The sequence below is a fragment of the Methylotenera sp. E1MeOHC1 genome (assembly GCF_058745595.1).
Window position 1 is genome coordinate 199080 of the sequence record NZ_CP196025.1, and the last position, 26034, is coordinate 225113.

General features: G+C 45.0%; 21 protein-coding genes. 15 read left to right on the plus strand and 6 right to left on the minus strand.

From position 1 onward, the window contains the following. Nucleotides 1-145: 145 nt before the first annotated feature. From mutS to ACSSU7_RS00905, 11 genes are all read left to right on the plus strand, one after another. A complete protein-coding gene (gene mutS / locus ACSSU7_RS00855) occupies nucleotides 146-2773 on the plus strand; it encodes a DNA mismatch repair protein MutS (RefSeq protein ID WP_492516870.1) in 2628 nt (875 codons plus the stop codon). 282 nt (nucleotides 2774-3055) lie between these two features. Then, nucleotides 3056-3619 carry an ANTAR domain-containing response regulator gene (locus tag ACSSU7_RS00860; protein WP_492516871.1) on the plus strand — a complete coding sequence of 188 codons (564 nt, stop codon included), beginning with the start codon at nucleotides 3056-3058 and terminating at the stop codon, nucleotides 3617-3619. 231 nt (nucleotides 3620-3850) lie between these two features. Next, entirely contained in the window at nucleotides 3851-5155 is a 1305-nt protein-coding gene (locus ACSSU7_RS00865; RefSeq protein WP_492516872.1) for a CmpA/NrtA family ABC transporter substrate-binding protein, read from the plus strand. A 44-nt stretch (nucleotides 5156-5199) separates the two neighbouring features. Then, nucleotides 5200-6042, plus strand: a complete 843-nt coding sequence (ntrB, locus tag ACSSU7_RS00870) for a nitrate ABC transporter permease (RefSeq protein WP_492516873.1) — start codon at nucleotides 5200-5202, stop codon at nucleotides 6040-6042. Nucleotides 6043-6072: 30 nt separating this feature from the next. Beyond that, nucleotides 6073-6876 carry an ABC transporter ATP-binding protein gene (locus ACSSU7_RS00875; RefSeq protein WP_492516874.1) on the plus strand — a complete coding sequence of 268 codons (804 nt, stop codon included), beginning with the start codon at nucleotides 6073-6075 and terminating at the stop codon, nucleotides 6874-6876. Between the two features lie 54 nt (nucleotides 6877-6930). Continuing rightward, nucleotides 6931-8379, plus strand: a complete 1449-nt coding sequence (locus ACSSU7_RS00880) for an alginate export family protein (protein WP_492516875.1) — start codon at nucleotides 6931-6933, stop codon at nucleotides 8377-8379. Between the two features lie 236 nt (nucleotides 8380-8615). Continuing rightward, a complete protein-coding gene (gene nirB / locus ACSSU7_RS00885) occupies nucleotides 8616-11045 on the plus strand; it encodes a nitrite reductase large subunit NirB (protein ID WP_492516876.1) in 2430 nt (809 codons plus the stop codon). 30 nt (nucleotides 11046-11075) lie between these two features. Further along, on the plus strand, nucleotides 11076-12281 hold the full coding sequence (locus tag ACSSU7_RS00890) for a nitrate/nitrite transporter (protein WP_492516877.1): 1206 nt from the start codon (nucleotides 11076-11078) through the stop codon (nucleotides 12279-12281). Between the two features lie 53 nt (nucleotides 12282-12334). Continuing rightward, nucleotides 12335-14029 (plus strand): bifunctional protein-serine/threonine kinase/phosphatase, encoded by a 1695-nt coding sequence (locus ACSSU7_RS00895; protein ID WP_492516878.1) that lies wholly within the window; start codon nucleotides 12335-12337, stop codon nucleotides 14027-14029. A 28-nt stretch (nucleotides 14030-14057) separates the two neighbouring features. Then, on the plus strand, nucleotides 14058-14372 hold the full coding sequence (gene nirD / locus ACSSU7_RS00900; protein WP_135278346.1) for a nitrite reductase small subunit NirD: 315 nt from the start codon (nucleotides 14058-14060) through the stop codon (nucleotides 14370-14372). A gap of 5 nt (nucleotides 14373-14377) precedes the next feature. After that, entirely contained in the window at nucleotides 14378-17095 is a 2718-nt protein-coding gene (locus ACSSU7_RS00905; RefSeq protein WP_492516879.1) for a nitrate reductase, read from the plus strand. 128 nt (nucleotides 17096-17223) lie between these two features. Here the strand turns inward: ACSSU7_RS00905 and ACSSU7_RS00910 are convergent, their stop codons facing one another. The 6 genes from ACSSU7_RS00910 to nadB all read right to left on the minus strand — a co-directional run bounded on the left by ACSSU7_RS00910 (nucleotide 17224) and on the right by nadB (nucleotide 23057). Next, nucleotides 17224-17838, minus strand: a complete 615-nt coding sequence (locus tag ACSSU7_RS00910; protein ID WP_492516880.1) for a DUF4202 domain-containing protein — start codon at nucleotides 17836-17838, stop codon at nucleotides 17224-17226. 181 nt (nucleotides 17839-18019) lie between these two features. After that, a complete protein-coding gene (locus ACSSU7_RS00915) occupies nucleotides 18020-18406 on the minus strand; it encodes a hypothetical protein (RefSeq protein WP_492516881.1) in 387 nt (128 codons plus the stop codon). Nucleotides 18407-18574: 168 nt separating this feature from the next. Continuing rightward, nucleotides 18575-19054, minus strand: coding sequence for an FKBP-type peptidyl-prolyl cis-trans isomerase (locus ACSSU7_RS00920; protein ID WP_036302393.1), 480 nt, complete (start codon nucleotides 19052-19054; stop codon nucleotides 18575-18577). 85 nt (nucleotides 19055-19139) lie between these two features. Continuing rightward, complete coding sequence (locus ACSSU7_RS00925) at nucleotides 19140-19619, minus strand: YaiI/YqxD family protein (RefSeq protein ID WP_492516882.1); 480 nt, start codon at nucleotides 19617-19619, stop codon at nucleotides 19140-19142. A 12-nt stretch (nucleotides 19620-19631) separates the two neighbouring features. Then, the gene (locus ACSSU7_RS00930) at nucleotides 19632-21137 is read right to left on the minus strand and encodes a DEAD/DEAH box helicase (RefSeq protein ID WP_492516883.1); all 1506 of its coding nucleotides are present in this window, start codon (nucleotides 21135-21137) and stop codon (nucleotides 19632-19634) included. A 282-nt stretch (nucleotides 21138-21419) separates the two neighbouring features. Further along, nucleotides 21420-23057, minus strand: coding sequence for an L-aspartate oxidase (nadB, locus tag ACSSU7_RS00935; protein ID WP_492516884.1), 1638 nt, complete (start codon nucleotides 23055-23057; stop codon nucleotides 21420-21422). Between the two features lie 315 nt (nucleotides 23058-23372). On the opposite strand from nadB, the gene rpoE reads away from it, so the two are divergent. The 4 genes from rpoE (at nucleotide 23373) to ACSSU7_RS00955 (ending at nucleotide 26026) form a co-directional block, all read left to right on the plus strand. Then, the gene (gene rpoE / locus ACSSU7_RS00940) at nucleotides 23373-23990 is read left to right on the plus strand and encodes an RNA polymerase sigma factor RpoE (protein WP_492517803.1); all 618 of its coding nucleotides are present in this window, start codon (nucleotides 23373-23375) and stop codon (nucleotides 23988-23990) included. A 70-nt stretch (nucleotides 23991-24060) separates the two neighbouring features. After that, entirely contained in the window at nucleotides 24061-24549 is a 489-nt protein-coding gene (locus ACSSU7_RS00945) for a sigma-E factor negative regulatory protein (RefSeq protein WP_492516885.1), read from the plus strand. Next, entirely contained in the window at nucleotides 24546-25541 is a 996-nt protein-coding gene (locus ACSSU7_RS00950) for a MucB/RseB C-terminal domain-containing protein (RefSeq protein WP_492516886.1), read from the plus strand. The genes ACSSU7_RS00945 and ACSSU7_RS00950 overlap by 4 nt, the downstream gene beginning before the upstream one ends. Before the next feature lie 26 nt (nucleotides 25542-25567). Beyond that, on the plus strand, nucleotides 25568-26026 hold the full coding sequence (locus ACSSU7_RS00955) for a SoxR reducing system RseC family protein (protein ID WP_492516887.1): 459 nt from the start codon (nucleotides 25568-25570) through the stop codon (nucleotides 26024-26026). The last annotated feature ends 8 nt before the right edge of the window (nucleotides 26027-26034 follow it).

Sequence of the window (26034 nt, forward strand, 5' to 3'; positions counted from 1 at the left end):
CACTTTGATGACATTTAATAATTGGTTTTAGCGCCAGTTTTTTAATGTGATATACATTTATCAGCTAGGTTTGACATGAGTTTAATGCTGTCATTTGCGCGTGATGGGTTAAAATCTAACTTACTTAAAATCTGTGAATTGTTGAATGACTACTGCACCACTTCCGCAGGCTGCTAACGCTTCAGCGCATAACTTAGAGAGCCACACCCCCATGATGCGCCAGTACCTGGGCTTAAAGGCGCAGCATCCTGATATGTTGCTGTTCTATCGTATGGGCGATTTTTACGAGCTATTTTTTGAAGATGCCGAAAAAGCCTCGCGGTTGCTAGGCATTACCTTAACGCAGCGTGGCAGCAGTAACGGGCAGCCGATTAAAATGGCTGGTGTGCCGTATCATGCAGCCGAGCAATATTTAGCTAAGCTTGCCAAAATGGGTGAGGCGGTAGCTATCTGTGAGCAAGTGGGTGACCCTGCAACTACCAAAGGCCCAGTGGCGCGTGAAGTGGCACGTATCCTTACCCCAGGCACGCTTACTGATGCCGCGCTATTGGATGAGTCTCGTGATAGTCAATTACTCAGTATTTTTCAGGCGGATGGTGTAGTTGGCTTAGCGCGCTTGAATCTCGCCTCTGGTAGTTTTATTTTGAGCGAGGTTGCAGTAGGTTTATTAGCGCAGGAGCTTGAGCGTATTGCCCCTAGCGAGATGCTGCTTGCCGATGATTTTCAACACCATGCATTGAATACAAGCAAAGTGGCTAAACGGCGTTTAAGTGCGTGGCAGTTTGATTTTGACAGTGCGTTTACTACCCTAACCAAGCAGTTTAATACTTATGACCTAAATGGCTTCGGCTGTGCTGATATGCGGCCGGCGATTTGTGCGGCGGGTGCTTTGCTGGACTACGTGAAACATACACAGCGCACCACTTTGCCCCACATCAATTCCTTAAGTGTGGAAACTACTAGCGCTTACTTGCAGCTAGATGCGGCAACTAGGCGTAATCTGGAAATTGACATGACCTTGCGCGGTGAGGCTAGCCCTACCTTGTATTCTTTATTGAATACTACGCAGACTGCGATGGGCGCGCGTTTATTGCGTCATTGGCTACACCACCCCTTACAAGACCGTAACTTGGTGATGAAGCGACATGAGGCTATTGCGGACCTCACACAAACCAACCAGTTTTTGAATCTGCGCCAGACATTAAAGTCAGTTGCTGATATTGAACGTATCACCGCACGCGTTGCACTTAAAACGGCACGGCCTAGAGATTTATCCGGTTTGGCTTTGAGTTTGCAGCAATTACCGTTACTGCAAGCACAACTTGAGCCGCAGTCTGCAGCCTTGCTGCAAACCTTGGCGCTTAATTTAATGCCACCAGCAGAAGTGCTGAGTTTATTGGTCACGGCGATTAAAGTGGAGCCTAGTGTGGTGCTGCGTGAGGGCAGCGTGATTGCCGACGGTTATGATGCAGAGCTGGATGAACTGCGGGCGATACAAACCAACCATGGTGAGTTCTTGCTGAGTTTTGAAGCCGCAGAAAAAGAACGGACAGGGATTACCAACCTGAAGGTGGAATATAACAGTGTGCATGGCTTCTATATTGAAATGAGCCGCACGCAGGCGGAAACTGCACCTGCGGAATACAGGCGCCGCCAAACCCTAAAAAATGTAGAGCGCTTTATCACCCCTGAGCTTAAAGCGTTTGAAGATAAAGTGCTGAGCGCCAATGACCGTGCGTTAGCGCGTGAAAAAATGTTGTATGAGCAGGTATTAGTACAGCTTGGGCAATATATCTCCGCATTGCAAACCAATGCAGGCGCAGTTGCTGCCTTAGATGTGCTGTGCTGCTTTACCGAGCGCGCCATCAGTTTAAATTATGTGGCGCCTATGTTCACCACAGAAGCTGGGCTGGAGGTGGTGAATGGCCGCCATCCTGTGGTTGAGCAGATTTCTCTGCAAGCATCAGGCCAGCCGTTTATTGCCAATGATGTTGTACTTAATCCTTACCGCCAATTATTGTTAATTACTGGCCCGAATATGGGTGGTAAGTCTACCTTTATGCGGCAGACCGCGCTGATTGTGTTATTGGCGTATTGTGGCTGCTATGTACCGGCGACGAGTGTGAGGATTGGTGAAATCGACCGCATCATGACGCGAATTGGTGCATCGGATGACTTGGCGGGCGGGCGCTCCACTTTTATGGTGGAGATGACAGAAACCGCCAATATCCTGCATAACGCTACCGATAAGAGCTTGGTGCTGTTGGATGAAATCGGGCGCGGTACTTCTACCTTTGATGGTTTGAGTTTGGCTTGGGCAGTTGCTAAGCAGTTGCTAGAGAAGAACCGAGCCTATACATTATTTGCAACGCATTATTTTGAGCTGACACGCATTGTGGATGAGTTTAAATATGCGGCCAATGTACATTTAGATGCAGTGGAACACGGCAACACCATTGTATTTATGCACAAGGTAGAAGAGGGCGCTGCTAACCAAAGTTATGGGCTACAAGTTGCACAATTAGCTGGCATCCCTAAGCCCGTTATTAGTGCAGCAAAAAGAAAGCTCGCTCAGTTAGAACTCAATCAGGTGGTAAATCAAGACGCATCTGCAGTACCGCAGGTCGATATGTTTATGTTGAATGAGCAAGCTATCGATGCACCATTGCACCCAGTATTGCTAGAGTTAGACTCGCTGCAAGTTGATGACCTCACGCCTAAACAAGCGTTAGACGTGTTATATCGTCTAAAAGAGGCTGCCAATCAAGCTTAAACCGTACGTTTGTTTTTCCTACACACATTCCCTCACTCTCGGAGAGCAAATGTACGTATGCGCCACAATGCTGGCGTTAGTCATTAATCGTGCTTCATCTTGGCACAAGCGCGTGCATACGCACTTTATTAGGGCGAACTCCTAATCTTTAAGTTGTTCCCATCACCTCTTAAAACAGCAGATTCCATATGAAACAAGTGGTTATGCTTGTTTTTAATAGTTGGCATATCTATTGCTTATACTAGGTCAACTGATAGAGTTTAAGCCGCCATGTTAAAAGTAATGATAGTTGATAATAATTTAGAGCGCATTAAGCCACTTAAGCAATCTTTGATTGATAGTGGTTACGATGTGATTGCGCATCTGAGAGATACCATCAATTTGAATGACGCATGCAGTAAGCTTCAGCCGGATGTGGTGGTGATTGATACAGACTCACCGAGTCGTGACACATTAGAACATATTTGTGTGATGACGATGAATGATCCGCGCCCTGTGATGATGTTTACCCATGACGGGGATAAAGAACAGATTAAATTGGCAACGCAGGCAGGTGTATGTGCTTATGTAGTGGGTACTTTACCAAACGAGCGCTTACAGCCGGTGATAGACGCAGCAGTGGCCAGATTTGAAGAATTTAAGAATTTACGTACTGCCTTGCAAGAGGCAAACACCAAGCTAAGCGAACGTAAAGTGATTGAACGTGCAAAAGGTTTAATCATGAAGCAACGTAATGTTGATGAAAACGAGGCTTATAGCATGTTAAGAAAGATGGCGATGGAAAAGCACACGCGCATCGGGGCTTTAGCCACACAAATTGTAGAAGCAGCGGAGTTGCTGCTTTAACAGAATAGTAAGTTAAGAATTCGGTAGTACTGGCGTATAAAAGCCCAATGACGGGCAGTCTACGTGAGTGCTCAAGCAGTAAATACGGGCCAATGGTGGCCCAGATCAAGTAATACAAGACAAAGGCGTCTTGATAAGCAATCAGCTCTTTATTGAGGAGTTGGTTCAACTTATCAGACGCCTTTTTTTATAAATTTTTTAGATTGTTTGGATTATTTTAGGAGAGCTAAGATGGGCAATGACAATACAAGTAACAAGGCGGAAAAATTAGGTCAGCAATCAAATGTGGTGGTTGACCCAGCACGCCGTGACTTTTTTAAAATGAGTGCAGTTGGCGCATTGGGAGCAGCGGCAATGATGGGATTAGTACCAAACGGTATCCGTACACAGGCATATGCAGCAGGCTCTGATGCACCAGAAATCAAAGAAGTGAAAATTGGCTTTATTCCGCTTACCGATTGTGCGCCAATTATTGTGGCTGCGGAGATGGGTTTTGATAAGAAATACGGTATCAAAATCACGCCTTCAAAAGAAGCATCTTGGGCTGCTGTGCGCGATAAAGTAGCTAACGGTGAGTTGCATGCAGCGCATATTCTATATGGCTTGGTGTATGGCGTTCAGCTTGGTATCGGCGGTCAGCAAAAAGACATGACAGTGCTGATGGGCTTAAACCATAACGGTCAAGGTATTACGCTTTCTAACCAGCTTAAAGACAAAGGTGTGAAAGATGGTAAGAGCTTAAAACGTTTACTTGATAACGAGAATCGTGACTATACCTTTGCACAGACTTTCCCTACCGGTACCCACGCGATGTGGCTTAACTACTGGCTGGCTGCAAATGGCATCCATCCGGTAAAAGACGTTAAAAATATCGTCGTGCCTCCACCGCAAATGGTTGCCAATATGCGTATTGGTAATATGGATGGTTACTGTGTAGGTGAGCCATGGAACGCTAGGGCTATTTTCGACAAAGTAGGTTTTACGGTTGCAACTACACAAGATATCTGGGTAGATCACCCTGAAAAAGTATTGGGCGCGACTGCAGAGTTTGTTGAGAAAAACCCAAATACAGCACGTGCCATCATGATGGCGATTCTGGAAGCTTGTCGCTATATTGATGCAACTGAGAATCGTGCAAAAGTAGCTAAATTGATTGCAGGTAAAGCATACGTGAACGCACCAGAACAAGTGATTGCTGGCCGTTTTGTGGGTGATTACGACAACGGTAATGGTAAAGTTTGGAAAGACCCTAACTACATGAAGTTCTTTGATGATGGCAAAGTGAACTACCCATTCTTGTCAGACGGTATGTGGTTCTTAACGCAGCATAAACGTTGGGGCTTGCTCAAGTCAGACCCTGACTACTTAGCGGTTGCTACCAAGGTTAACCAAACCAAACTTTATACTGAAGCTGCATCGCAATTAGGTATCAGTGTGCCAAAAAGCACAATGCGTAGCAGTAAGTTGATGGATGGCGTAGTGTGGGATGGCTCTAATCCAGCTGCTTATGCTGCATCATTTAAGATTAAAGCGTAAGCCATATACACAGCGTCAATAGAGTTGCGCCTTAAGGAATTGAAATGACAAATACTGTAAATAAATTAATGCCTATTGCTAAATGTTTCTCTTTCGGCAGTTCACGTAGTTTAAATGTTCAGGCATATCGTTTTTTTAGATGGATATTGCCACCTATCTTTGGTTTGTTCTTGTTGGCTGTAATTTGGGCCATGATTGCTGAGCACACACCAGAGTTGCCTGGACCAATCAAAACATGGGCTTCTGCCGTTGAGTTGTTTAGTGATCCGTTTTATGACCATGGCATCAATGATAAAGGGGTGGGTTGGAATATCTTGGCATCATTGCAACGCGTTGGTTTAGGGTTTGGATTGGCTGCACTGATTGGAATACCACTGGGTTTTATTATCGGTCGTTTTGAGTTTGTTGCAAGAATGACCGCACCAGTCATCAGTTTGCTGCGCCCAGTCTCCCCACTGGCATGGTTGCCGATTGGTTTGCTGGTGTTTAAAGCGGCAAATCCTGCGGCGATTTGGGTAATCTTTATTTCTGCAGTATGGCCTATGATTATCAATACGGCGGTTGGTGTGAATAAAGTCCCACAAGACTATATGAACGTTGCCAAAGTGTTGAACTTAAGTGAGTGGAAAATCGTAACCAAAATTTTGTTTCCGTTCGTATTGCCTTACATGATGACCGGTGTGCGCTTATCTATCGGCGTGGCATGGTTGGTGATTGTGGCAGCTGAAATGCTGACGGGCGGAGTTGGTATCGGTTTCTGGGTGTGGGATGAATGGAACAATCTGAATGTGGAACATATCATCATCGCAATTTTCGTCGTAGGTATTGTTGGTTTGTTGCTTGAGTATGCACTCACACAAATCGCCAAAAGATTTAGTTACGAGTAACACACTTAAATATATCCTTTAGGAATGATCATGGAAAAAGCAAACACCGATAAATACGTACAGTTAGAGCATGTTGATATGACCTTTCATACTAAAAAAGGTACATTCAATGCACTTAAGGGTATTAATCTAAATATTAAAGAGGGTGAGTTCATTTCAATCATTGGGCACTCTGGTTGTGGTAAGTCTACGGTATTGAATTTAATTGCAGGCTTATTAAATCCGTCAGATGGTTTGATCTTCTGTGCTGGCCGTGAAATTGCAGGCCCAGGCCCAGAGCGTGCGGTAGTGTTTCAAAATCATTCATTATTGCCTTGGCTCACTTGTTTTGAAAATGTGTACTTGGCAGTAGAGCGTGTATTTGAAACTGAAACTAAAGCACAGCTTGAGGCGCGCACTCATGCGGCAATTGAGTTGGTTGGGCTTACACATTCTAGTGACAAGCGACCTAGTGAGATTTCAGGTGGTATGAAGCAACGTGTTGGTATTGCGCGTGCATTGGCGATGGAGCCAAAAGTTCTGTTGTTGGATGAGCCATTTGGCGCGCTGGATGCACTGACCCGTGCTAACCTGCAAGATGAGTTGATGAAAATTATGGCGAAGTCAGGCTGCACCGCAGTGATGGTGACGCATGACGTGGATGAGGCTGTGTTGTTATCTGACCGAGTAGTGATGATGACTAACGGCCCAAGTGCTACTATCGGCGAAATTTTGGAGGTTAACTTACCTCGTCCAAGAGCGCGTTTAGCCTTGGCAGAAGACAAAGAGTACAACCATTTACGTAGTGAAGTATTGCGCTTCTTGTATGAGCGTCATGCTAAAAAATCAGCATAAAACTTGTAATTTAAACATTGCGACATTAATTTTAATTTAAAAGGGATTACTAACATGAAAACTAAAGCAACATTTAAGACAAATATGGTCATGGCTTGCACCGCGCTAGCTTTGGCTGGAATGGGGCAATCAGCTTTCGCAGAGGAAGATGCGGTTGCAGAATATACCTTCTTGGATTCAATCAAAGAAGGCAAGCAAATGACTAACTTTCGTTTACGTTACGAAAATGTGAATCAAGAGGCATATGCCAATGGTAAGAAATTGAAGACTGGCGAAGCGTTCACTTTACGCAGCTTGATCGGCTGGCAGACTGCTCCATACAAAAACTTCAGCATTGGTGCACAAATCACCGATGTGCATGAGTTTAACGACGACTTTAATGATCGTAGAAATAATGTACCTGAGCATAGTCGTGGTGGTAGAACTGGTTTTGGTCTGGATAAAGCGCAATATCCAAATATTGTAGACCCAGGTTATACCGATATTAATCAATTGTATGTGGATTGGACCGGTATTAAAAACACCAAGCTGCGTCTAGGTCGCCAGCAGTTGAACCTAGATAACGTACGTTTTGTTGGTGACATCGGCTTTAGACAAAATATGCAGGTGTTTGATGGTGTTTCTGTCATCAATAAGAGCATCCCTGATGTAGAGTTATTTGCTGCGCACTTTGATAACGTACGTCAGATTACAACTAAAGATCGTCGTGGCAACATTGAAGTGTTGAATGCTAAATACCGTATCTCACCATCTGAATCAGTGATTGGTTATGGTTATTTGATCGATGTAGATAATTTGGGTCAGAATGGACAGCCGACAGGTGGTCCTAATGCTGCTAGTTATGTAGCAGGTGGTGGTAACGGTTTGGGCGCTAGTCAAGATACAGCGACTACCTCTACGGCAACTACTGATGCAAGCAGCAAAACTTTTGGTTTGCGTTTAGATGGTGTGCGTGCTATCAATCCTGATTGGAAAGTGTTATACACAGCAGAATACGCAAAACAAACAGATTATCGTGGTGGTAGCGATTTGATTGATGCGCATTACTTCAAGCTTGGTGGCGGTGCAGCCTATGGTGCATGGTCAGTCCGTTTTGATCATGAAAAACTCTCAAGTAATGATGGTCAGTATGCATTCCAAACGCCACTAGGTACTAACCACTTGTTCCAAGGTTGGGCGGATCACTTCTTGGTGACGCCGCGTCAAGGTATTGAAGATAGCTTTGTGACAGTGGCTGGTGCCATCGATAAAGTAAAACTGTATGCTGAATACCATGTATTTAAGTCTGATGAGAAATTCCAATCAGGAGCTGTTAATAAGTTTGGTGACAAGTACGGTACAGAGTTTGATGTGAGTGCGACCTATGCGTTCAATAATAACCTAACCGGTAAGCTAGAGTATGCAAACTTTAGAGAGGGTGATTTATATGGCGTCTCGAAAACTACTGCGTTCCGTAAAGGCGATAAAGAAATCATTTGGGCCACTGCAATGTACACATTCTAAATATTGCACCAAAAGATATTGCATAGAATAGGTGTAAAATAAAATGCACCATTATGGAATTCCATAATGGTGCATTAGCACTGTTAGAGAGCCTGCTTTTTAAAAGTGGTTATTGCCTTAAAAAAATAAGTAATTGTTTTTAATAATAAAAATTATTTTACTAAAATGTGGAACTTGGCATGAATCCTGCCTATATGTGAGCAGAGTGACAATTTAGATTAATTGATGGTGAAAACATGCAAAAGATGAAATTAGTAGTAATTGGTAACGGTATGGCCGGGATGCGTACAGTGGAAGAGTTGCTGAAAATAGCGCCCGATCTTTACGATATCACCGTGTTTGGCGATGAACCTTACCCTAATTACAACCGCATTATGTTGTCTCCGGTGCTTGCAAATGAGCAAACGATTGATGACATCATTTTAAATACCAGAGAATGGTATGCAGAGAACAATATCACCCTGCACACAAGTGCACGGGTGAACAAGATCGATCGTAAAAACCGCGTGGTTTATACGGAAGATGGTGTGAGTGCCGGCTACGATCGACTATTAATTGCAACAGGCTCTAAGCCGTTTATGCCGCCAATCCCAGGTAATGAGTTTGCAGGCGTGCTGGGCTATCGTGATATTAAAGATACCAATGACATGATTGAGGCTGCAAAAGTCTACAAGCATGCAGTGGTGATCGGTGGTGGTTTATTGGGTCTGGAGGCTGCAAATGGCTTGAAAATCCAAGGCATGGAAGTCACTGTTATCCACAAGAACGAGTGGTTGCTGGAGCGTCAGTTAGATAAAACTGCGGGCGGCATGCTGCAAAAAAACCTTGAAGCTAAAGGTTTGAATTTCTTGTTGAATAAAAACACAGAGCAGTTGGTTGGAGATGACAAAGGTCGCGTGAAGGCGGTGAGATTTAGCGATGGTCAAGAAATCCCGGCAGACTTAGTCGTGTGGGCGGTTGGTATTCGTCCTAACTATGCATTGGCAGAGTCAGCTGGCATCTACTGTAATAAAGGTATTGTGGTGAATGACACCATGCAAACCTATGACCCGCGCGTATATTCAGTGGGTGAGTGCGTAGCGCACCGCGGTATTTCATACGGGCTAGTAGCACCATTGTTTGAAATGGCTAAAGTCTGCGCAACGCACTTGGCTAACTTTGGTATCGGCCAATATAAAGGATCAGTCACTTCTACTAAACTAAAAGTAACAGGCATTGATTTATTTAGTGCTGGTGACTTTATGGGTGGTGGTGATACAGAAGAGATTGTTTTGCACGACGCAGTTGGTGGGGTTTACAAAAAGCTCATCATCAAAAATGACAAAATCGTTGGTAGCGTGCTTTATGGGGATACCACGGATGGTTCGTGGTATTTTCAAATGCTTAGAGATGGCAAGGCAATCCATGAGATTCGCGACCATTTGATGTTTGGTCAAGATAGCCTTGGCAACACTGGTCACCAAGGCCAGGATAAAGCCGCAGCCATGACCAACGAGATGGAAGTGTGCGGCTGTAACGGTGTATGTAAAGGTACCATCGTTAAAGCAATTCAAGATAAAGGTTTATTCACTATCGATGATGTGAAGAAACAAACTAAAGCAGGTTCTAGCTGTGGTTCTTGCGTAGGCTTGGTTGAGCAGATTCTTGCTTCTACTTTAGGTGGTGGTTATGCACCTCCGTCAACCAGCAAAGCGGTGTGTGGATGTACCACGAAGAACCACGAAGAAGTACGTGCAGAAATCCGTACCCATAAATATTTGAGCATCCCAGATGCAATGCAAGGTATGGCTTGGTCTACACCAAACGGCTGTGCAACTTGCCGCCCAGCGCTTAACTACTACTTACTATCAACATGGCCACATGAGGCAAAAGATGATCCGCAATCACGTTTCATCAACGAGCGTGTGCATGCAAACATCCAAAAAGATGGCACATATTCAGTGATTCCGCGTATGTACGGTGGTGTAACCACACCAGACCAACTGAGGAAAATTGCTGATGTTGCAGATAAATACGCAGTGCCTATGGTTAAAGTAACCGGCGGTCAGCGTATCGACTTGCTAGGCGTGAAAAAAGATGATTTGGTTGATATGTGGAAAGACCTAGACATGCCATCTGGCTATGCTTACGGTAAGAGCATTCGTACAGTGAAAACCTGTGTAGGTTCTGAGTTCTGTCGTTTTGGTACACAAAACTCTACGCAATTAGGTATTGATATCGAAAAAGCATTTGACCATATGTGGGCACCACATAAAGTGAAATTTGCGGTTTCAGGATGCCCACGTAACTGTGCTGAGTCAGGCATTAAAGACGTTGGTATTATCGGTGTGGATTCAGGTTGGGAAATTTACGTAGGCGGTAACGGCGGTATTAAAACCGAGGCTGCGCACTTCTTATGCAAAGTGAAAACTTCAGAAGAAGTCATGGAGTACTCTGGCGCATTTATCCAGATTTACCGTGAAGAAGCGCGCTATTTGGATCGTACCGTGCATTGGATTGAGCGTGTAGGTTTAGAGTACGTGAAACAGCGTGTTCTGGAAGATGCGGAAGGCCGTAAAGCTGCATACGAGCGCTTGATTTACGCACTACAAGGCGCATCTGACCCTTGGGCTGAACGCGTGAACAACCGTGAACAACATAAAGAATATGAAACAATTACTGTGTAATATTTTGTTTAAAGATTAGGAAACGACATAATGAAGTCTAGTTTTTGGAAATCAGGTCATACCCCGACCTTACTATCATCCTTTTTATATTTTGATTTAAGCTTTATGGTGTGGGTAATGTTAGGCCCGTTAGCAGTGCAAATTGCTACAGACCTACAGCTTACTCCGGCAGAAAAAGGTCTAATGGTGGCAACGCCTGTGCTGGCAGGCGCCTTATTGCGTATTGTAATGGGCGTGTTGGTTGATCAAATTAAACCTAAAATGGCAGGTTTGATTGGCCAAGTAATTGTGATGGCAAGCTTGCTAACAGCATGGTTGCATGGTTTGCAAACATTCCAGCATGCGTTAATGCTGGGCTTGGGTCTAGGTTTTGCTGGCGCAGCATTTGCTGTGGCCTTACCTTTGGCTAGCCGTTGGTATCCGCCAGAACATCAAGGCACTGCATTAGGTATTGCGGGTGCAGGTAACTCAGGTACTGTATTTGCAGCATTGTTTGCACCTAGCTTAGCGGTTGCCTATGGCTGGAATAATGTATTTGGCATAGTGTTGATTCCATTAGCTATTGCTATGTTTGTTTATATCGTTTTTGCTAAAGATGCGCCTGATGCACCGCCCGCAAAATCATTAAGCCAATATCTGATGATTCTTAAAGACAAAGACGCTTGGTGGTTCATGTTCTTCTACAGCGTTACTTTTGGTGGTTTTGTAGGTTTAGCTTCATCATTAACCATTTACTTTAATGACTTGTATGCATTAGGCCCAGTCGTTGCTGGTTACTGTACTGCTGCATGTGTGTTTGCAGGTTCACTTGTACGTCCATTAGGTGGCTGGTTAGCTGACCGTGTCGGTGGTATCCGTACTTTGTTAACGATGTATATACTGGCTGCAGTTTTGTTGGTGATCATGAGTTTCGGTCAACCAACTTATCAATCAGCGCTGATGGTCATTATCCCAACCATGGCAATTTTGGGCATGGGTAATGGTGCGGTGTTCCAGTTAGTGCCACAACGTTTCCGTAAAGAAATCGGTGTGATGACCGGTTTGGTGGGCATGGCAGGCGGCGTAGGTGGTTTTTACCTAGCTTCAAGCTTAGGATTCATTAAGCAAGCTACAGGTAATTATCAAGTAGGCATATTGATTTTTGCTGGCTTAGCTGCTTTAGCGGTATTGGGTTTAACTGGTGTGAAAACACGCTGGCGTACAACTTGGGGTGCAGCAACAACTGCAAAGGTATAATCCCCAAAGCAATAATAAAACCCAAGGCGTCAAGCTAGGTAACGAAGTAAAATATGTCACTTAAATTCACTGTTGGTCAGTCTAGCCTAACCGGGCCTAGAACACGTAATGAAGATTATGTTGGTGTTGTAACGCCATCCGGTGAGCAATTAAGTGTGAAGGGCGCACTGTTTGCAATCGCCGATGGCGTAAGTGGCAATGCCGGTGGTGGCGAAGCTTCTGAGATGACGGTACGAACTGTCACTACAGACTACTACGCCACACCGGATACTTGGGAGCCGTTTACTTCTCTAGATAAAGTGCTGGTCGCTGCTAATCGCTGGTTAATTGCACAGGCCAATTCCAACAGTGACATGGCTGGCATGGCAACCACTTTGTCTTTGCTGGTATTGCGTGGTCAGCGTTATTACGCTGCGCATGTTGGCGATACGCGTATTTATCTATTACGCAATGGTGTATTAAAGCAACTGACTACAGACCATGTGTGGGATAGGCCAGATATGCGTCACGTTTTAAAGCGTGCTGTAGGGCTGGATCGACATCTTGAGGTTGATTTTTCTGAAGGCGCTTTGCAAGAAGGTGATGTATTCGCCTTAATGAGCGATGGTGTGTGGGATAGTGTAGGTGAGCAAACCATCCATAAGGTGTTAGGCTTATACAACAACCCGCAAATGATGTGCGATCACCTGACTAAAGCCGCTATTGAAAAAGGTAGTCAAGATAACTCTACTGCAGTTGCGCTACGGGTGACAGCCTTGGGCGAAGATACTTTGCTCGAACTATTAGCAGGTGGCAAGCACCTCACCGTGCCAGATAAGCTCAATGTGGGTGACCTGATTGATGATTTTGAAGTGCTTGAGGTCATGTATGAGTCGCGCGCTAGTTTGCTATATAAAGTAAGGCACACGACGACTAAACAATTTTTTGTGCTGAAAACCTTGCAGCCTGCCCTGGCAACAGATACCGAGAGTTGTAATGGGCTGCTCAATGAAGAGTGGCTGGCAAAGCGTGTTGTTTCTCAGTATGTACCGCAAGTATTCCCGGTTTCTGTAGAAAAGCGCAGTAAACTATACTACGTAATGAGCTGGCATGAAGGTTCAACCCTGCAACAGCGCTTAGATAGCGGACATCACTTTACGGTGGCCGGTATCGGTAAAGTGGGCGTGGATATGATGCGCGGTATAGGCGCGTTACATCGTTTAAATATTGTACATCGTGATATTAAACCTGCTAATGTGCATCAAGGTAGTGATCAGCGGCTGCGCATATTGGATCTAGGTGTGGCTTTAAGCATGCAGATGTCTAAATCGGATGTGGTGCAAAATCCAGGTACGCCTAGCTATATGGCGCCAGAATTGTTTGAAGGTGAAGTGGCAACGCCGCAGAGCGATATTTATGCAGCAGGCGTTACGTTGTATCATCTGCTGACACGCAAGTATCCGCATGGTGAAATAGAACCTTTTCAGAATCCAAAATTTGGCAGTCCAACTGCGCCAACCAGATACCGCCCTGATATTCCGTACTGGTTAGAGAATATAGTTTTAAAAGCAATTGCAACGGACCCTAAGCAACGCTTTGAAACTGCAGAAGAAATGTTGCTAGCACTGGAACATGGGGAATTAAAGCCCATTTTGCCGCCGACACGCACACCATTAATTGCACGCGCTAGGCTGGTTAAGTGGCAATGGATAGCGATATTTTCGCTTATCTTGAATTTTTTATTGATTTATTTATTAGCTGTTTCATGATTTAACTTGATATAAAGGTAGGACTAAAATGAGTAATTGGGTAAGAGTTGCACCTCTTGAAGAGATCCCTAAATTAGGTGCACGCGTTGTGCGCAGCAAAGAGGTTGATATCGGTGTGTTTCGCTTAGAAGATGACCGTATCTACGCTGTGAATAATAGCTGCCCACACAAAGGTGGCCCGCTTTCAGAAGGTATTGTGTACGGTGACAGAATCGCTTGTCCATTACATAGCTGGAAAATCAGCCTAGTGGATGGCAAGGCTGATGAGCCAGATGTAGGCGAGACTGCATGTTTTAATACTAAGATTGAAGATGGCGTAGTTTATTTAGAATTAAAAGAGTAATTGACTTGATTAAGCAAACTAAAAGTACTTGTTGTTACTGCGGCGTTGGCTGCGGGGTGATTATTCACTCTGAAAACGACAAAATTATCGATGTTAAAGGTGATCCGCAGCATCCAGCAAACTTTGGGCGCTTATGTACCAAAGGCTCAACGTTGCATCTTTCAGCCAAGCTGGATAATCGCCTGTTGTACCCTGAGTTGCGCACCAATCGTGATTTACCACGTAAGAGAGCGACATGGGACGAGTCACTCGACTTAGCGGTTGAGAAGTTTGCTAGAACTATTGAAACACATGGTCCTGATAGTGTTGCTTTTTATCTTTCTGGGCAATTGCTCACTGAAGATTATTACGTATTTAATAAGCTCGCTAAAGGCTTGATTGGTACTAACAACGTAGATACTAACTCGCGCCTGTGCATGTCATCCGCGGTTGCTGGCTATAAAGTGACTTTAGGTGCAGATGCACCGCCAGCCTGCTATGAAGATATCGATCATACTGAGTGTCTATTTATTGCAGGCTCCAATACTGCATTTGCGCATCCAATTATTTATCGACGCATTGAAGATGCGAAAGAGAAGAATCCTAATTTAAAAGTAGTGGTGGTTGATCCACGCCAGACTGACACAGCCAAGGCTGCAGATTTGCACTTGGCTATTTTGCCGGGTACTGATGTTGCGTTATTTAACGGCATGTTGCATGTCATGCTGTGGGAAGGCATGTTGGATCATGCTTATATCGAAAAATATACCAATGGTTTTGCTGAGCTAAAAGAAACCGTGCGCGAATATACCCCTAAAATGGTGGCCGATATTTGCGGCATTAAAGAAGCGGATATCATTACTGCGGCCAAGTGGTTTGGTAAAGGTCCAAGCCTTTCTATGTACTGCATGGGCTTGAACCAGTCTATCCACGGCACAGAGAAAAATGCTGCACTCATCAACTTACATTTAGCCACAGGGCAAATTGGTAAGCCTGGTGCAGGCCCATTCTCATTGACGGGACAGCCTAATGCGATGGGCGGACGTGAAGTGGGTGGTATGGCTACGCTGTTATCTGGCCATCGCGACTTAGCAAATGCAGAGCATCGCGCAGAGGTCGCCAAGTTATGGGGTGTTGAAAGCGTACCGGATACACCTGGTAAATCCGCCATAGAAATGTTTGATGCAGTAAAAGAGGGCAGTATTAAGGCCATCTGGATTGCCTGCACTAACCCTGCGCACTCCATGCCAGATCTGAATAGCGTGCTGGAAGCATTAGACACTGCTGAGTTCGTGGTGGTACAAGATGCCTTCAATAATACTGAAACTGGTCCCTATGCCGATGTGTTGCTACCAGCTAGCACATGGGGTGAAAAAGAAGGCTCAGTGACTAACTCTGAGCGCCGTATCACGCGAGTGAACCCAGCAGTCGCAACCCCTGCAGAGGCGCGCCATGATTGGGAGATCGTGGTGGATTTTGCACAGCGTTTAGAGCAAAGGCTTGCAAAAAACAGTGCACTATTTCCCTATAGCACCACTGAGCAAATCTTTAATGAGCATCGCGAGACCACACGCGGACGAGACTTGGATATTACCGGCTTGAGCTATGCCTTGCTCAATGAGCAAGGCCCGCAACAATGGCCGTTTAAAGAAGGTGATGTCACTGGTTTAGCACGCTTGTATGCTGACGGTGTGTTTCAAAAGCCGGATGGTAAAGCGCAATTTGTGAATGCAGTTTATAAAGCTACTGCCGATAAAACCGATGCGCGTTATCCGCTGCACTTGCTTACAGGTCGTTTGCGCGACCAATGGCATGGCATGAGCCGCACCGGTAATGTTGCCCAGCTCTTTAACCATGCTGAAGAGCCAGTGATTCAGATGAATGCTGACGATATGATGCGACGCTCCATTAAAAACGGGGATATTGTCAAAGTCAGTAACAAGCGCGGTAGTTTAGTATTGCCAGCTCAAGCTTCAGATGAGGTAAGGCCGTCACAGACCTTTATTCCGATGCACTGGGGTAGTCAATCTATGCACGGTTTAGGCGTTAATGCATTAATGCCGCCAAGCTACGACAAAACCTCTAAGCAGCCAGAATTAAAGCACACTGCGATTAAGATAGAGAAGTTAGAGCTGCCTTGGCGTATGACGGTAATGCGCACTATCCATAGTTTAGATGTATTGCAAAAAATAAGAGGTTTTCTATCTCATTTTGAGTATGCCAGTTGTGGGCTGTTTGGTCGTGAGACCGAAACGCATTGCGGTATGCTTATCTTAAGAGCCGCACATACAGAAGCCCCTGATGAGCAACTGATTCAAGACATAGATGCGCTGCTTGGCATGACCGGCGACGCACCTTTGCTCAACTATCTGGACGCTAAGCGTGGTATCAGTAAGCGTATTTTAGTTGAAACAAACTTGGAAAATAAAGCAGAGGTGACAGGGGTTAGGTTGGTAGGTGAAACCTTAGCCACTGCTTGGCTTAAAGATGTGATGGGGACCGGGGAGTTTAGTCCTGAGTTGCGTCGCTGGGCATTGGCACCCTTGAGCGCGCCGCCAGCAGGTCAGCGTAGCCGCGGTAAAATCGTATGTAACTGCTTGGATGTTGCTGAGAACGAAATTATCGACAATATCCAATTGGGTGCAGACTTGCTGACATTGCAGAACAAGCTTAAGTGCGGTACGCAGTGCGGTTCATGTGTGCCAGAGTTAAAACAGTTGGTGCGCATACACGCTAAACATTAAAGTGCGCCGTGTTGCATTGCTTTTAACGCCTAAGTTCTTAAGATAAGTACAAAAAAAGCGCACTGCTGATGTAGTGCGCTTTTTTATTATCATCATGACTATGCGGCTGAAAGCATAGTCAGTTTTAGCTAGAAACGTTCTGTCACTAATTGTTTCACCAGTGGCGCCAGTGCCGCTGGTAATGTGGTCATGGATAAAATAAATTGATGTGCCTCTTTGGAGGTTTTCATCAAAGACTTGACCAAGATATCTACAAATTTTGATTCTTCATAGTCACTATGTGTGGCGACAAACTGCGCAAGGTAGTGTTCAAGAAATACTAATACGATGACGTCTTCAAGGGTTTGTGCTTCATGGTTAGACCTTGGTAGTTCTTTTTTCACCAACGCGCACACACAGTCAATAGTCGTAGCATCATAGGCCAGTTCACTCAGCATGCCGCGTGCAGTATCTGCATGAAATAATTTCAGTGCATTTCGCCATTGGTGGTACCCTGGCTTGGTCATCGGGTAGTCGCTACGCGGCGTTTTCCAGCGGCCAATATGCTGGCATCTTGCTGCAAGCAATAATGCCTCAGAGGCCTCTGAGCTGTAGCGCTTGAGCATCTCCGTCATACGGTGTGCATAAACTAACTCTTTAGGCTGGCTTGTTCCAGCCACCTCTTCTAGGTTAGGGTCTAACGCATTAAATGCGTCAAAGCGCGCGATGGCTTGGTCAAACTTTGATTGATCTGAGATATTCATGTGCTAATGCGCATCCTTGTCACGTTAATGTATCTTGAAAAGCATTTTACTTAGCCAGTTGTGCGATGTATTTAGCGTATGCTAGTTTCAAGGCTTAGGTTAAAGGCTTGGGTTAAATGCTGATATTGAGTTTGGGCGCATATCAGTTGCTAAATGCGCGTTTTGATTCGGTCAGTTGTTTTTAGGGTTTGCTGGTGGCGGTCTGTTCAGATACAGCACCAGATGAACTAACTGAGGCTGATGAGCCATTACGTTGCTTCAGTTTCTTTGCAGCTAATAACAGTTGCTCGGCAAGCTGGTCTTGCTCTTTCTGTTGCATACATGCTTGTTCGATGCTGTTTCTGACTTCTAAAATAGTGCCGCGATGGTTATAAACTTCGCTGACTAGTGCATGCGTTTGCGTATCTTGTGCTGCTTCTAACTGTTCTTCTTTTGTTTTTCCTACCTGACGCTGCCACATGATTTTTTTTGCTGCATCACCACGTTGTTTGCAGCCTGCGTCCACAACATAGGGGGATAGGTCTTTCTTTGCTTCAGTACCATTAGCCGGTTTTGCTGCAGTGCTCATGGCTTTACTATAGCTGTGGTTAACGCACGGCGTATCCTGAAAGCTATTGCCACAACGATACATCGTTGCGGCAGGCAAAGCCTGCGCACAGCAAAGTAACGCGCAGGCTATCACGTTTAGCAAAAACGGCTTCATCAATATGCTCAACTAATTTCTAGTTGCTAATGATTAATGGTGGTGACCGCCTGCACCGTGTACATGTTGGTGTGCAACCTCTTCTTTGTTTGCGGTGCGTACATCTTTAATGGTCGCTGTGAACACAACGCGCTCACCAGCCCAAGGGTGGTTGCCATCTACAATCACTTTACCGTCAGCAATCTCAGTAACGGTGTATAGCACAACATCACCAGTTTCATCTTCACCTTCAAATTGCATGCCTACTTTAAGCTCAGCAGCAGGGAAAGCACTTGCTGGTTCAATTTGTACTAGCTCTTCATCATATTCACCAAAAGCATCTGCTGGTTGTAAATCTACAATCACCACGTCGCCTACATCTTTACCATGCATAGCTTCTTCTACTTTTGGGAAAATATTGTCATAACCACCATGTAGGTACGCTACTGGATCATTGCTAGATTCAAGCACGTTGCCATCAGCATCTTTAAGTTCGTAAGTCATTGTGACAACAGTGTTCATTGCAATTTGCATGGTGAAATCCTCTACCTAGGTTTTTTAAAAAATAATGTTGAAATTTTAATCTATATTTTTGAAATTGCTTAAATGTAGGCAATATTTATTTTATATTTGATGGTGAAACCTGATTATTTTTCAGGTGTTTAGCAATTAGTTTATCCAGTGCAGAAGCAAAAGCCTGGCGGTCACCTTGATTAAATGCTGATTGCCCACTGATTTCTACACCATTGCTGCGCAACTCCTCCATGAGGTTACGCATACTTAAGCGTTCTTTAATGTTGGCATCGGTGTAGAGTTCACCACGTGGGTTCAGCGCATAGGCGCCTTTTTCAACTACTTGTGCTGCGAGTGGAATATCTGCGGTAATTACTAAGTCACCAGCTTGCAGCGCGAGCACGATGTGGTTATCAGCGACATCGAAGCCGCTGGCAACCTGTATCGTTTTAATATAGGCAGAAGGCGGAGTGCGTAAAAACTGATTAGCAACCAGTGTGGTTGTAATCTTGGTGCGGTCAGCGGCCCTGAATAAAATTTCTTTTATCACCACTGGGCACGCGTCTGCATCTACCCATATCTTCATTGCTGATACTGTTTAGCGGCCTCTGCCACCAGTTCTATGTTGGCCGCCAGCGCTCTGGTTGCTCCGGCTTTGCTGACCACGCGGTGCCTGACTACGCGCGCCATTGCCGCGATTGCCATTGTTCGTTGGCTGTGGTGAAAAAATAGCAGCTTGCGGCATGGCCTGATGTCTAGCAGCCTCAGACATTGGCTTTTGTGAGCGAGGCTGCGCTGGTGCTGTTTGTGTACGTTTAGGTTGTTGGCCGTGAGTTGAGGCGCCATTTTTTTGCGGTGCAGCTTGCTTGCCGTTTTCCTGCGGTTTACGACGTTGGCCTTGTTGCGGGCGAGGGGCGCGTGGCGCCTCTGGCTCTGGATTGGCTGCTGGCGTAAATCCTTCAACGCTTACCCTAGGAATTTCGCGCTTAATTAGTTTTTCAATGTCTTTTAATAGCTTAATTTCCTCTCTATCAACTAAGGAAACTGCTGCGCCACTACTGCCGGCACGGCCAGTACGGCCAATGCGATGTACGTAATCTTCTGGAACATTCGGCAATTCAAAATTCACCACTTGTGGCAATTGATCAATATCTAAGCCGCGAGCTGCAATGTCTGTAGCCACTAATACACGCATGCTGCCATCTTTAAATTGTGCCAGTGCTTTGGTACGAGCGCCTTGGCTCTTATTGCCATGAATCGCCGCTGCTTGAATATCGTCTTTGATTAGTTTCTCCGCTAAGCGGTTGGCACCGTGCTTGGTACGCGTGAATACTAGCACTTGCTTCCAGTCATGATGTTTAATCAGATGGGTCACCAAATCACGCTTATGGGCTTGCGGCACCATATGTACTGTTTGCTCCACCAGCTCTGATGCAGTATTACGGCGTGCCACTTCTACAAAGCCCGGGTTGTGCAATAGGCTGTCTGCCAATGCTTTGATTTCTTCTGAGAAGGTGGCTGAAAATAGTAGGTTTTGGCGTTGCTTAGGCAGCATTGCCAAGATTTTTTTAATATCGCGAATAAAGCCCATGTCCAGCATGCGGTCAGCTTCATCTAAAACTAAAATCTCAATACCAGATAGATCAACATTCTTTTGATTCGCATGGTCTAGTAAACGGCCTGGCGTTGCCACTAAAATATCCAGTGGTTTTTTCAGGCGCGCAATTTGCGGGTTTGCATTAACGCCACCAAAAATCACGGTAGAGGTCAGTGGCAGATATTTGCCATAAGTTTTTACTGACTCTTCAATTTGCGCAGCAAGTTCGCGCGTAGGCGTGAGCATTAAGCAGCGCGGGCGGCTTTTCGCAGTTTCCGCGAGTGGTTTTTGGCTGAGTATGTGCAAGATTGGCAGGGTAAAGCCTGCAGTCTTACCAGTGCCGGTTTGTGCGCCTGCTAATAAGTCACCACCAGTTAATACGAGTGGAATGGCATTGGCCTGAATCGGGGTTGGTGCGGTGTAACCTGCGTCATTAATTGCGCGCAAGATAGGTTCAGATAAACCTAGAGAGTCAAATGTAAGTGTGTTTGTTGTTTCAATAGTCAAAGTGATAGCCTCAGCTTGGAAATTTAAGCCGACCTATTACTTTGTGAAGCAACACCAATCGAGGTAGGCATATGTAAAAATCATTAACGTGATTGTGTGAATCAGGAAAGATTTAGTATTTTAAGACCGCTACGCTGATTGGTTTGCGCAGGGAATGCTGTCAATTATACGGAGTATTCAGATTAAAGTCAGATTTTGTTGATATGTATTGTATTACCCATTCACCCAAATGATTTTGGAGGGACTTTTACTCTCCGCCATGTGGGTTTTAAAATGCAGATTTTAATGATTATGTTTGAGCCCATGCTCTCTATCCAGCAGGCTATAGTAATTAGACGGCTCTAATACGGTGGGTATTGCTTCTTGTTCTAAATTTGGATGATCTTTACTATAGTGCAAACCACGGCTCTCTTTGCGCTCAATTGCACTTAATACAATCAGTTCTGCTACTTGCAGCAGGTTGCGCAGCTCAATTAAATCGTTGCTAATTTTAAAGTTGCTATAAAACTCATGCACTTCATCACGCAGCATATGAATGCGATGCAGTGCTCGGCTGAGGCGTTTGTCAGTACGTACAATGCCAACATAATTCCACATAAATCGGCGTAGTTCATCCCAGGTATGGGTGATGAGCACTTCTTCATCTGCATCTGTGACACGGCTTTCATCCCAATATGGTAAGTGGGTCACAGTGTGTTGTGTCTGGCTCAGGATATCTTCAGCCGCAGCTTTGCCAAATACCAAACACTCTAATAATGAGTTGCTGGCTAATCGGTTTGCCCCATGTAAGCCAGTGCAAGAGGTTTCACCAATCGCATATAGGTGATGAACGTCAGTTTGGCCTTTATCGTCCGTCATGACGCCGCCGCAAGTATAGTGTGCTGCAGGTACAACGGGAATGGCGCTCTTGCTGATGTCTATGCCTAGCTCCAAGCAGCGCTTGTAGATGTTGGGGAAGTGCTCTTGTATAAAGCTAAGCGGTTTGTGTGAAATATCCAGATACACACAATCCAGACCGCGTTTTTTCATTTCAAAGTCTATGGCGCGTGCCACGATATCTCTGGATGCTAGTTCTGCACGCGGGTCATGTTCTGGCATAAATCTAGTGCCATCTGGCAGCTTGAGCAGGCCACCTTCACCTCTTACCACTTCAGAAATTAAAAATGATTTAGCATGAGGGTGAAATAAACAGGTAGGGTGGAACTGAATAAACTCCATATTGGCAACACGGCAGCCAGCTCGCCATGCCATCGCGATGCCATCGCCAGTACTCACATCCGGGTTGGTGGTGTAAAGGTAAACTTTGCCTGCACCACCGGTTGCTAAAACAGTATTGTGCGCGCCGATGGTAATGACTTTTCCTGTGCTGTTGTCTAGTACGTAAGCACCTAGGCAAGCATTGTTTTCAATGATTTTAGGGTCAAGGTTTTTAACCTTGTGCGTTGTGATTAAATCGACTGCAATGTGGTTTTCAAGCAGCGTGATATTGGGGTGCTGCCTTACTTGGTCAGCAAGTGTGGTTTGTACCGCATTGCCAGTAGCATCTGCGGCATGAATGATGCGGCGGTGGCTATGGCCGCCCTCACGGGTTAGATGATAGTTGCTGTTATTGTTTTCACGAGTGAACTTCACCCCTTGTTCTATTAACCACTCCACGGTTTCTTTACCATGCTCTACTACTTTTTTGGTGACGGCTTCATCGCAAAGTCCAGCGCCTGCAATTAGCGTGTCCTGAATGTGTGCGTCTATAGAGTCTTCGTTGTTGAGTACGGCTGCAATGCCGCCTTGTGCCCAATTACTGGCAGTGTCGTTAATGCTACGTTTACTGACTAAGCAGATTTTTTTATGCTCGGCAGTTCTTAGTGCAAGCGAGAGTCCGGCTAGGCCGCTGCCAATAATTAAAACATCAAATTGCTGCATAATTTACAAGGATTATGTGGGAGAGGGTTGAATTGTTCGGAACTTCTAAGAGTGTATCGCGGTCTTTATAAAAGGCAATAGAAATAACGTAGTAAACATAAAAAAGTAATTGTTTAGTTGTCATTAAATGAAAAGTAATTAGATTAAAAATCTTAAAGCTGTGGAGGCAAAGTAATGATACAACCCAGTAAAATTCAGGAATTAGTCCAATTTAACTTCGTTCAACCTGCTAGCCAAGGTTATACTTACAGAAGTGAGAAATTCGACAATAAAATTGAACAGACTAAGGTGGGTCTGGCAGAGGGGTTGCACGTAGTGGCTAATGCACCAGTTTCTGGTAATCGTGAGATTGATCATGAGCTCGTTGTGCGTGCGCAGCGCGGGGATAAGCGTGCGTTTGGTTTGCTTGTTGATAAGTATCAGCGTAAGTTGGCACGCCTGTTGTCGCGCATGATTCGCGATCAGGCTGAAATCGAAGATGTAGTGCAAGAGTCCTTTATTAAGGCTTATCGCGCATTGCCAAACTTCAGAGGCGATAGTGCTTTCTATACGTGGCTATATCGTATTGGTATTAATACGGCAAAAAATTACTTGGTTTCTATGGGGCGCCGTCCAACGGTGTCTACCGACATTGAAATCGAAGATGCTGAAAATTTTGACAGTGGTGATGAGTTACGCACCACTGAAACCCCTGAATCTAGCATGATGACCAAACAGATTGCGCAAACGGTCAACGATACGGTTGAGGGCTTACCTGATGAATTGAAAACAGCCATCACCTTGCGTGAAATTGAAGGTTTGAGCTATGAAGAGATTGCAACCATCATGGGTTGCCCAATCGGCACAGTGCGCTCAAGAATATTTAGAGCACGCGAGACAATTGCGCTGAAATTAAGACCTTTGTTAGATACTCCAGAGAATAAACGCTGGTAGTTAGATTTAGGCAGTTAAATTAAAGCACGAAAGTATCAATGCGTAGTTTGTAGTGTATTAGGAGTAAGTGATGAGTGAACAAATTTCTGCTTTAATGGATGATGAAATTGCAGTAGAGGATGCTGAGCATCTGATTACATCCATACACAGTAGTAGGCAAGCTTCGCAAACCTGGCATCAATACCATTTAATTGGCGATGCGATGCGTGGCGATGTGGCGCTTGGCGCAAGCTTTAAACAAAAACTCATGCAAAAAATTGAGCAGGAGCCCACGGTGCTGGCCCCTTATGCATCAAAAGTGACAAGCAACGCAAAAACAGAAATGTTGAAAGATAAGTTACCCGCTAGCTGGTCAATTGCAGCATCTTTTGCTGCGGTCATGGTGGTGGGCTGGATGGCGTTACAGCAACAGTCTCAACCAAATCCAGTTGCTCCCGTAGAGGTAGCTAAAGTGACAACAACTAGTGAATCCATCCCTAATGAGTATTTAATGGCGCACCAATCATTAGCACCCTCAACGAGCTCATACTATATTCAATCAGTGAATTATTCAGAATGATTTCAAGCAGTCGCGTTTTATTGGCTAAACCCTTCGCAGGGGTAATGCTATTTGTCTTATGTGTAACGAGTTTTGCTGGTCATGCGGCTACCGATGATGAACTGTGGGCAATGTTGCAAAAGGCAGCCGTTGCCGCGCGCGCTTTAAGTTATGAAGGTGTTTTTGTCTGTCAAACTGGCCAGCAAGCTAAGGCTGTGCAAATCACCCATTTGTTTGATGGCAGAAACGAGTTTTCTCGCAATGTGGTGTTAGATGGCGCATCACGTGAGGTGTTGAGTCAGGGTAGTAATCTCGTTATCTACAATTCAAAAAATGAAAAAATAGTCATTGAAAAAAAACGCGGTCAGAATATGTTTCCAGCCATGTTGCCGCTAAATTTTGATACGATCAAAGAAAATTACACTGTGCATCTAAGCACGCATGAGCGGGTAGCAGATCGCCAGGCGCAGATTCTGTTCTTAGAGCCTAAAGATAGGTTACGTTATAGCTATAAGTTTTGGATAGACGACGAATATGGCTTGCTATTGAAGTCCGTCAGGTTTAATCAGCGTAGCGAGATTATCGAAAGTATTGGCTTTAACCGTCTGTCACTCTTAAATTCAGTTGGGCTTGATTGGTTTACGCCGCGTATTGATAGCAAAAAGAATTACGTGATGGCAGATGAGCCGGTGATTTTGCCCGATGGCAAGTTGTCGGTGACATGGGAAATTAAAGAGCTGCCAGCCGGCTATCGTAAAGTAGATCAAATTGTGCGTATGGTGCCCGGTAAACCTTATCCGGTTATGCATATGATTTTTTCAGATGGGTTGGCTTCAGTTTCATTGTTTATTGAACCTACCAATAAAAGCGGTAAAACCAAAGTGGCTTTAGCCTCAAGCGGCTATACCAGTTTTTATGCCGGAGTGAATAACGGATATCTTGTGACTGCTGTCGGCGAAGTGCCTGAGGCGACTGTGGTGCAGATTGCAAATGCGGTAGTTATTGGTAAATAATCGTCAGGTAAGTTTTACTCGTCATTATGATAGAAGAACACGCAGTAGTGATTAGATGCAAGCAGGGCGCAGCTGAACTGGAAATAGAGCGCAGGACTGCATGTAGCATTTGTGGGCAGCGACGTGGTTGTGGCAATGCAACTTGGGGCAAAATGCTTGGTCATAAAAGCCACACATTTCTAGCAGAAAATACCATTAATGCACAGGTTGGCGACAGTGTGGTGGTTGGCATTGATGAACGTGTGGCATTACGCTCGGTTTTTCTGCTTTATGTGTTACCTCTAGTGGGCCTGACTTTCTTTTCAGTGTTAGCCGAGGTTTTATTTAACAACCAGTTGTATGTGGTGCTGGCTGCCATATTTGGTCTATGCATGGGTTTTGTCTGGGTTAAATGGTATTTGGCTAGCCAGCCTACTGGTAGCGATACTAATCAATATCAAGCTGTAGTATTGCGCTATGCTGATGATGCAAGCAACGATGCATGACGTATTAA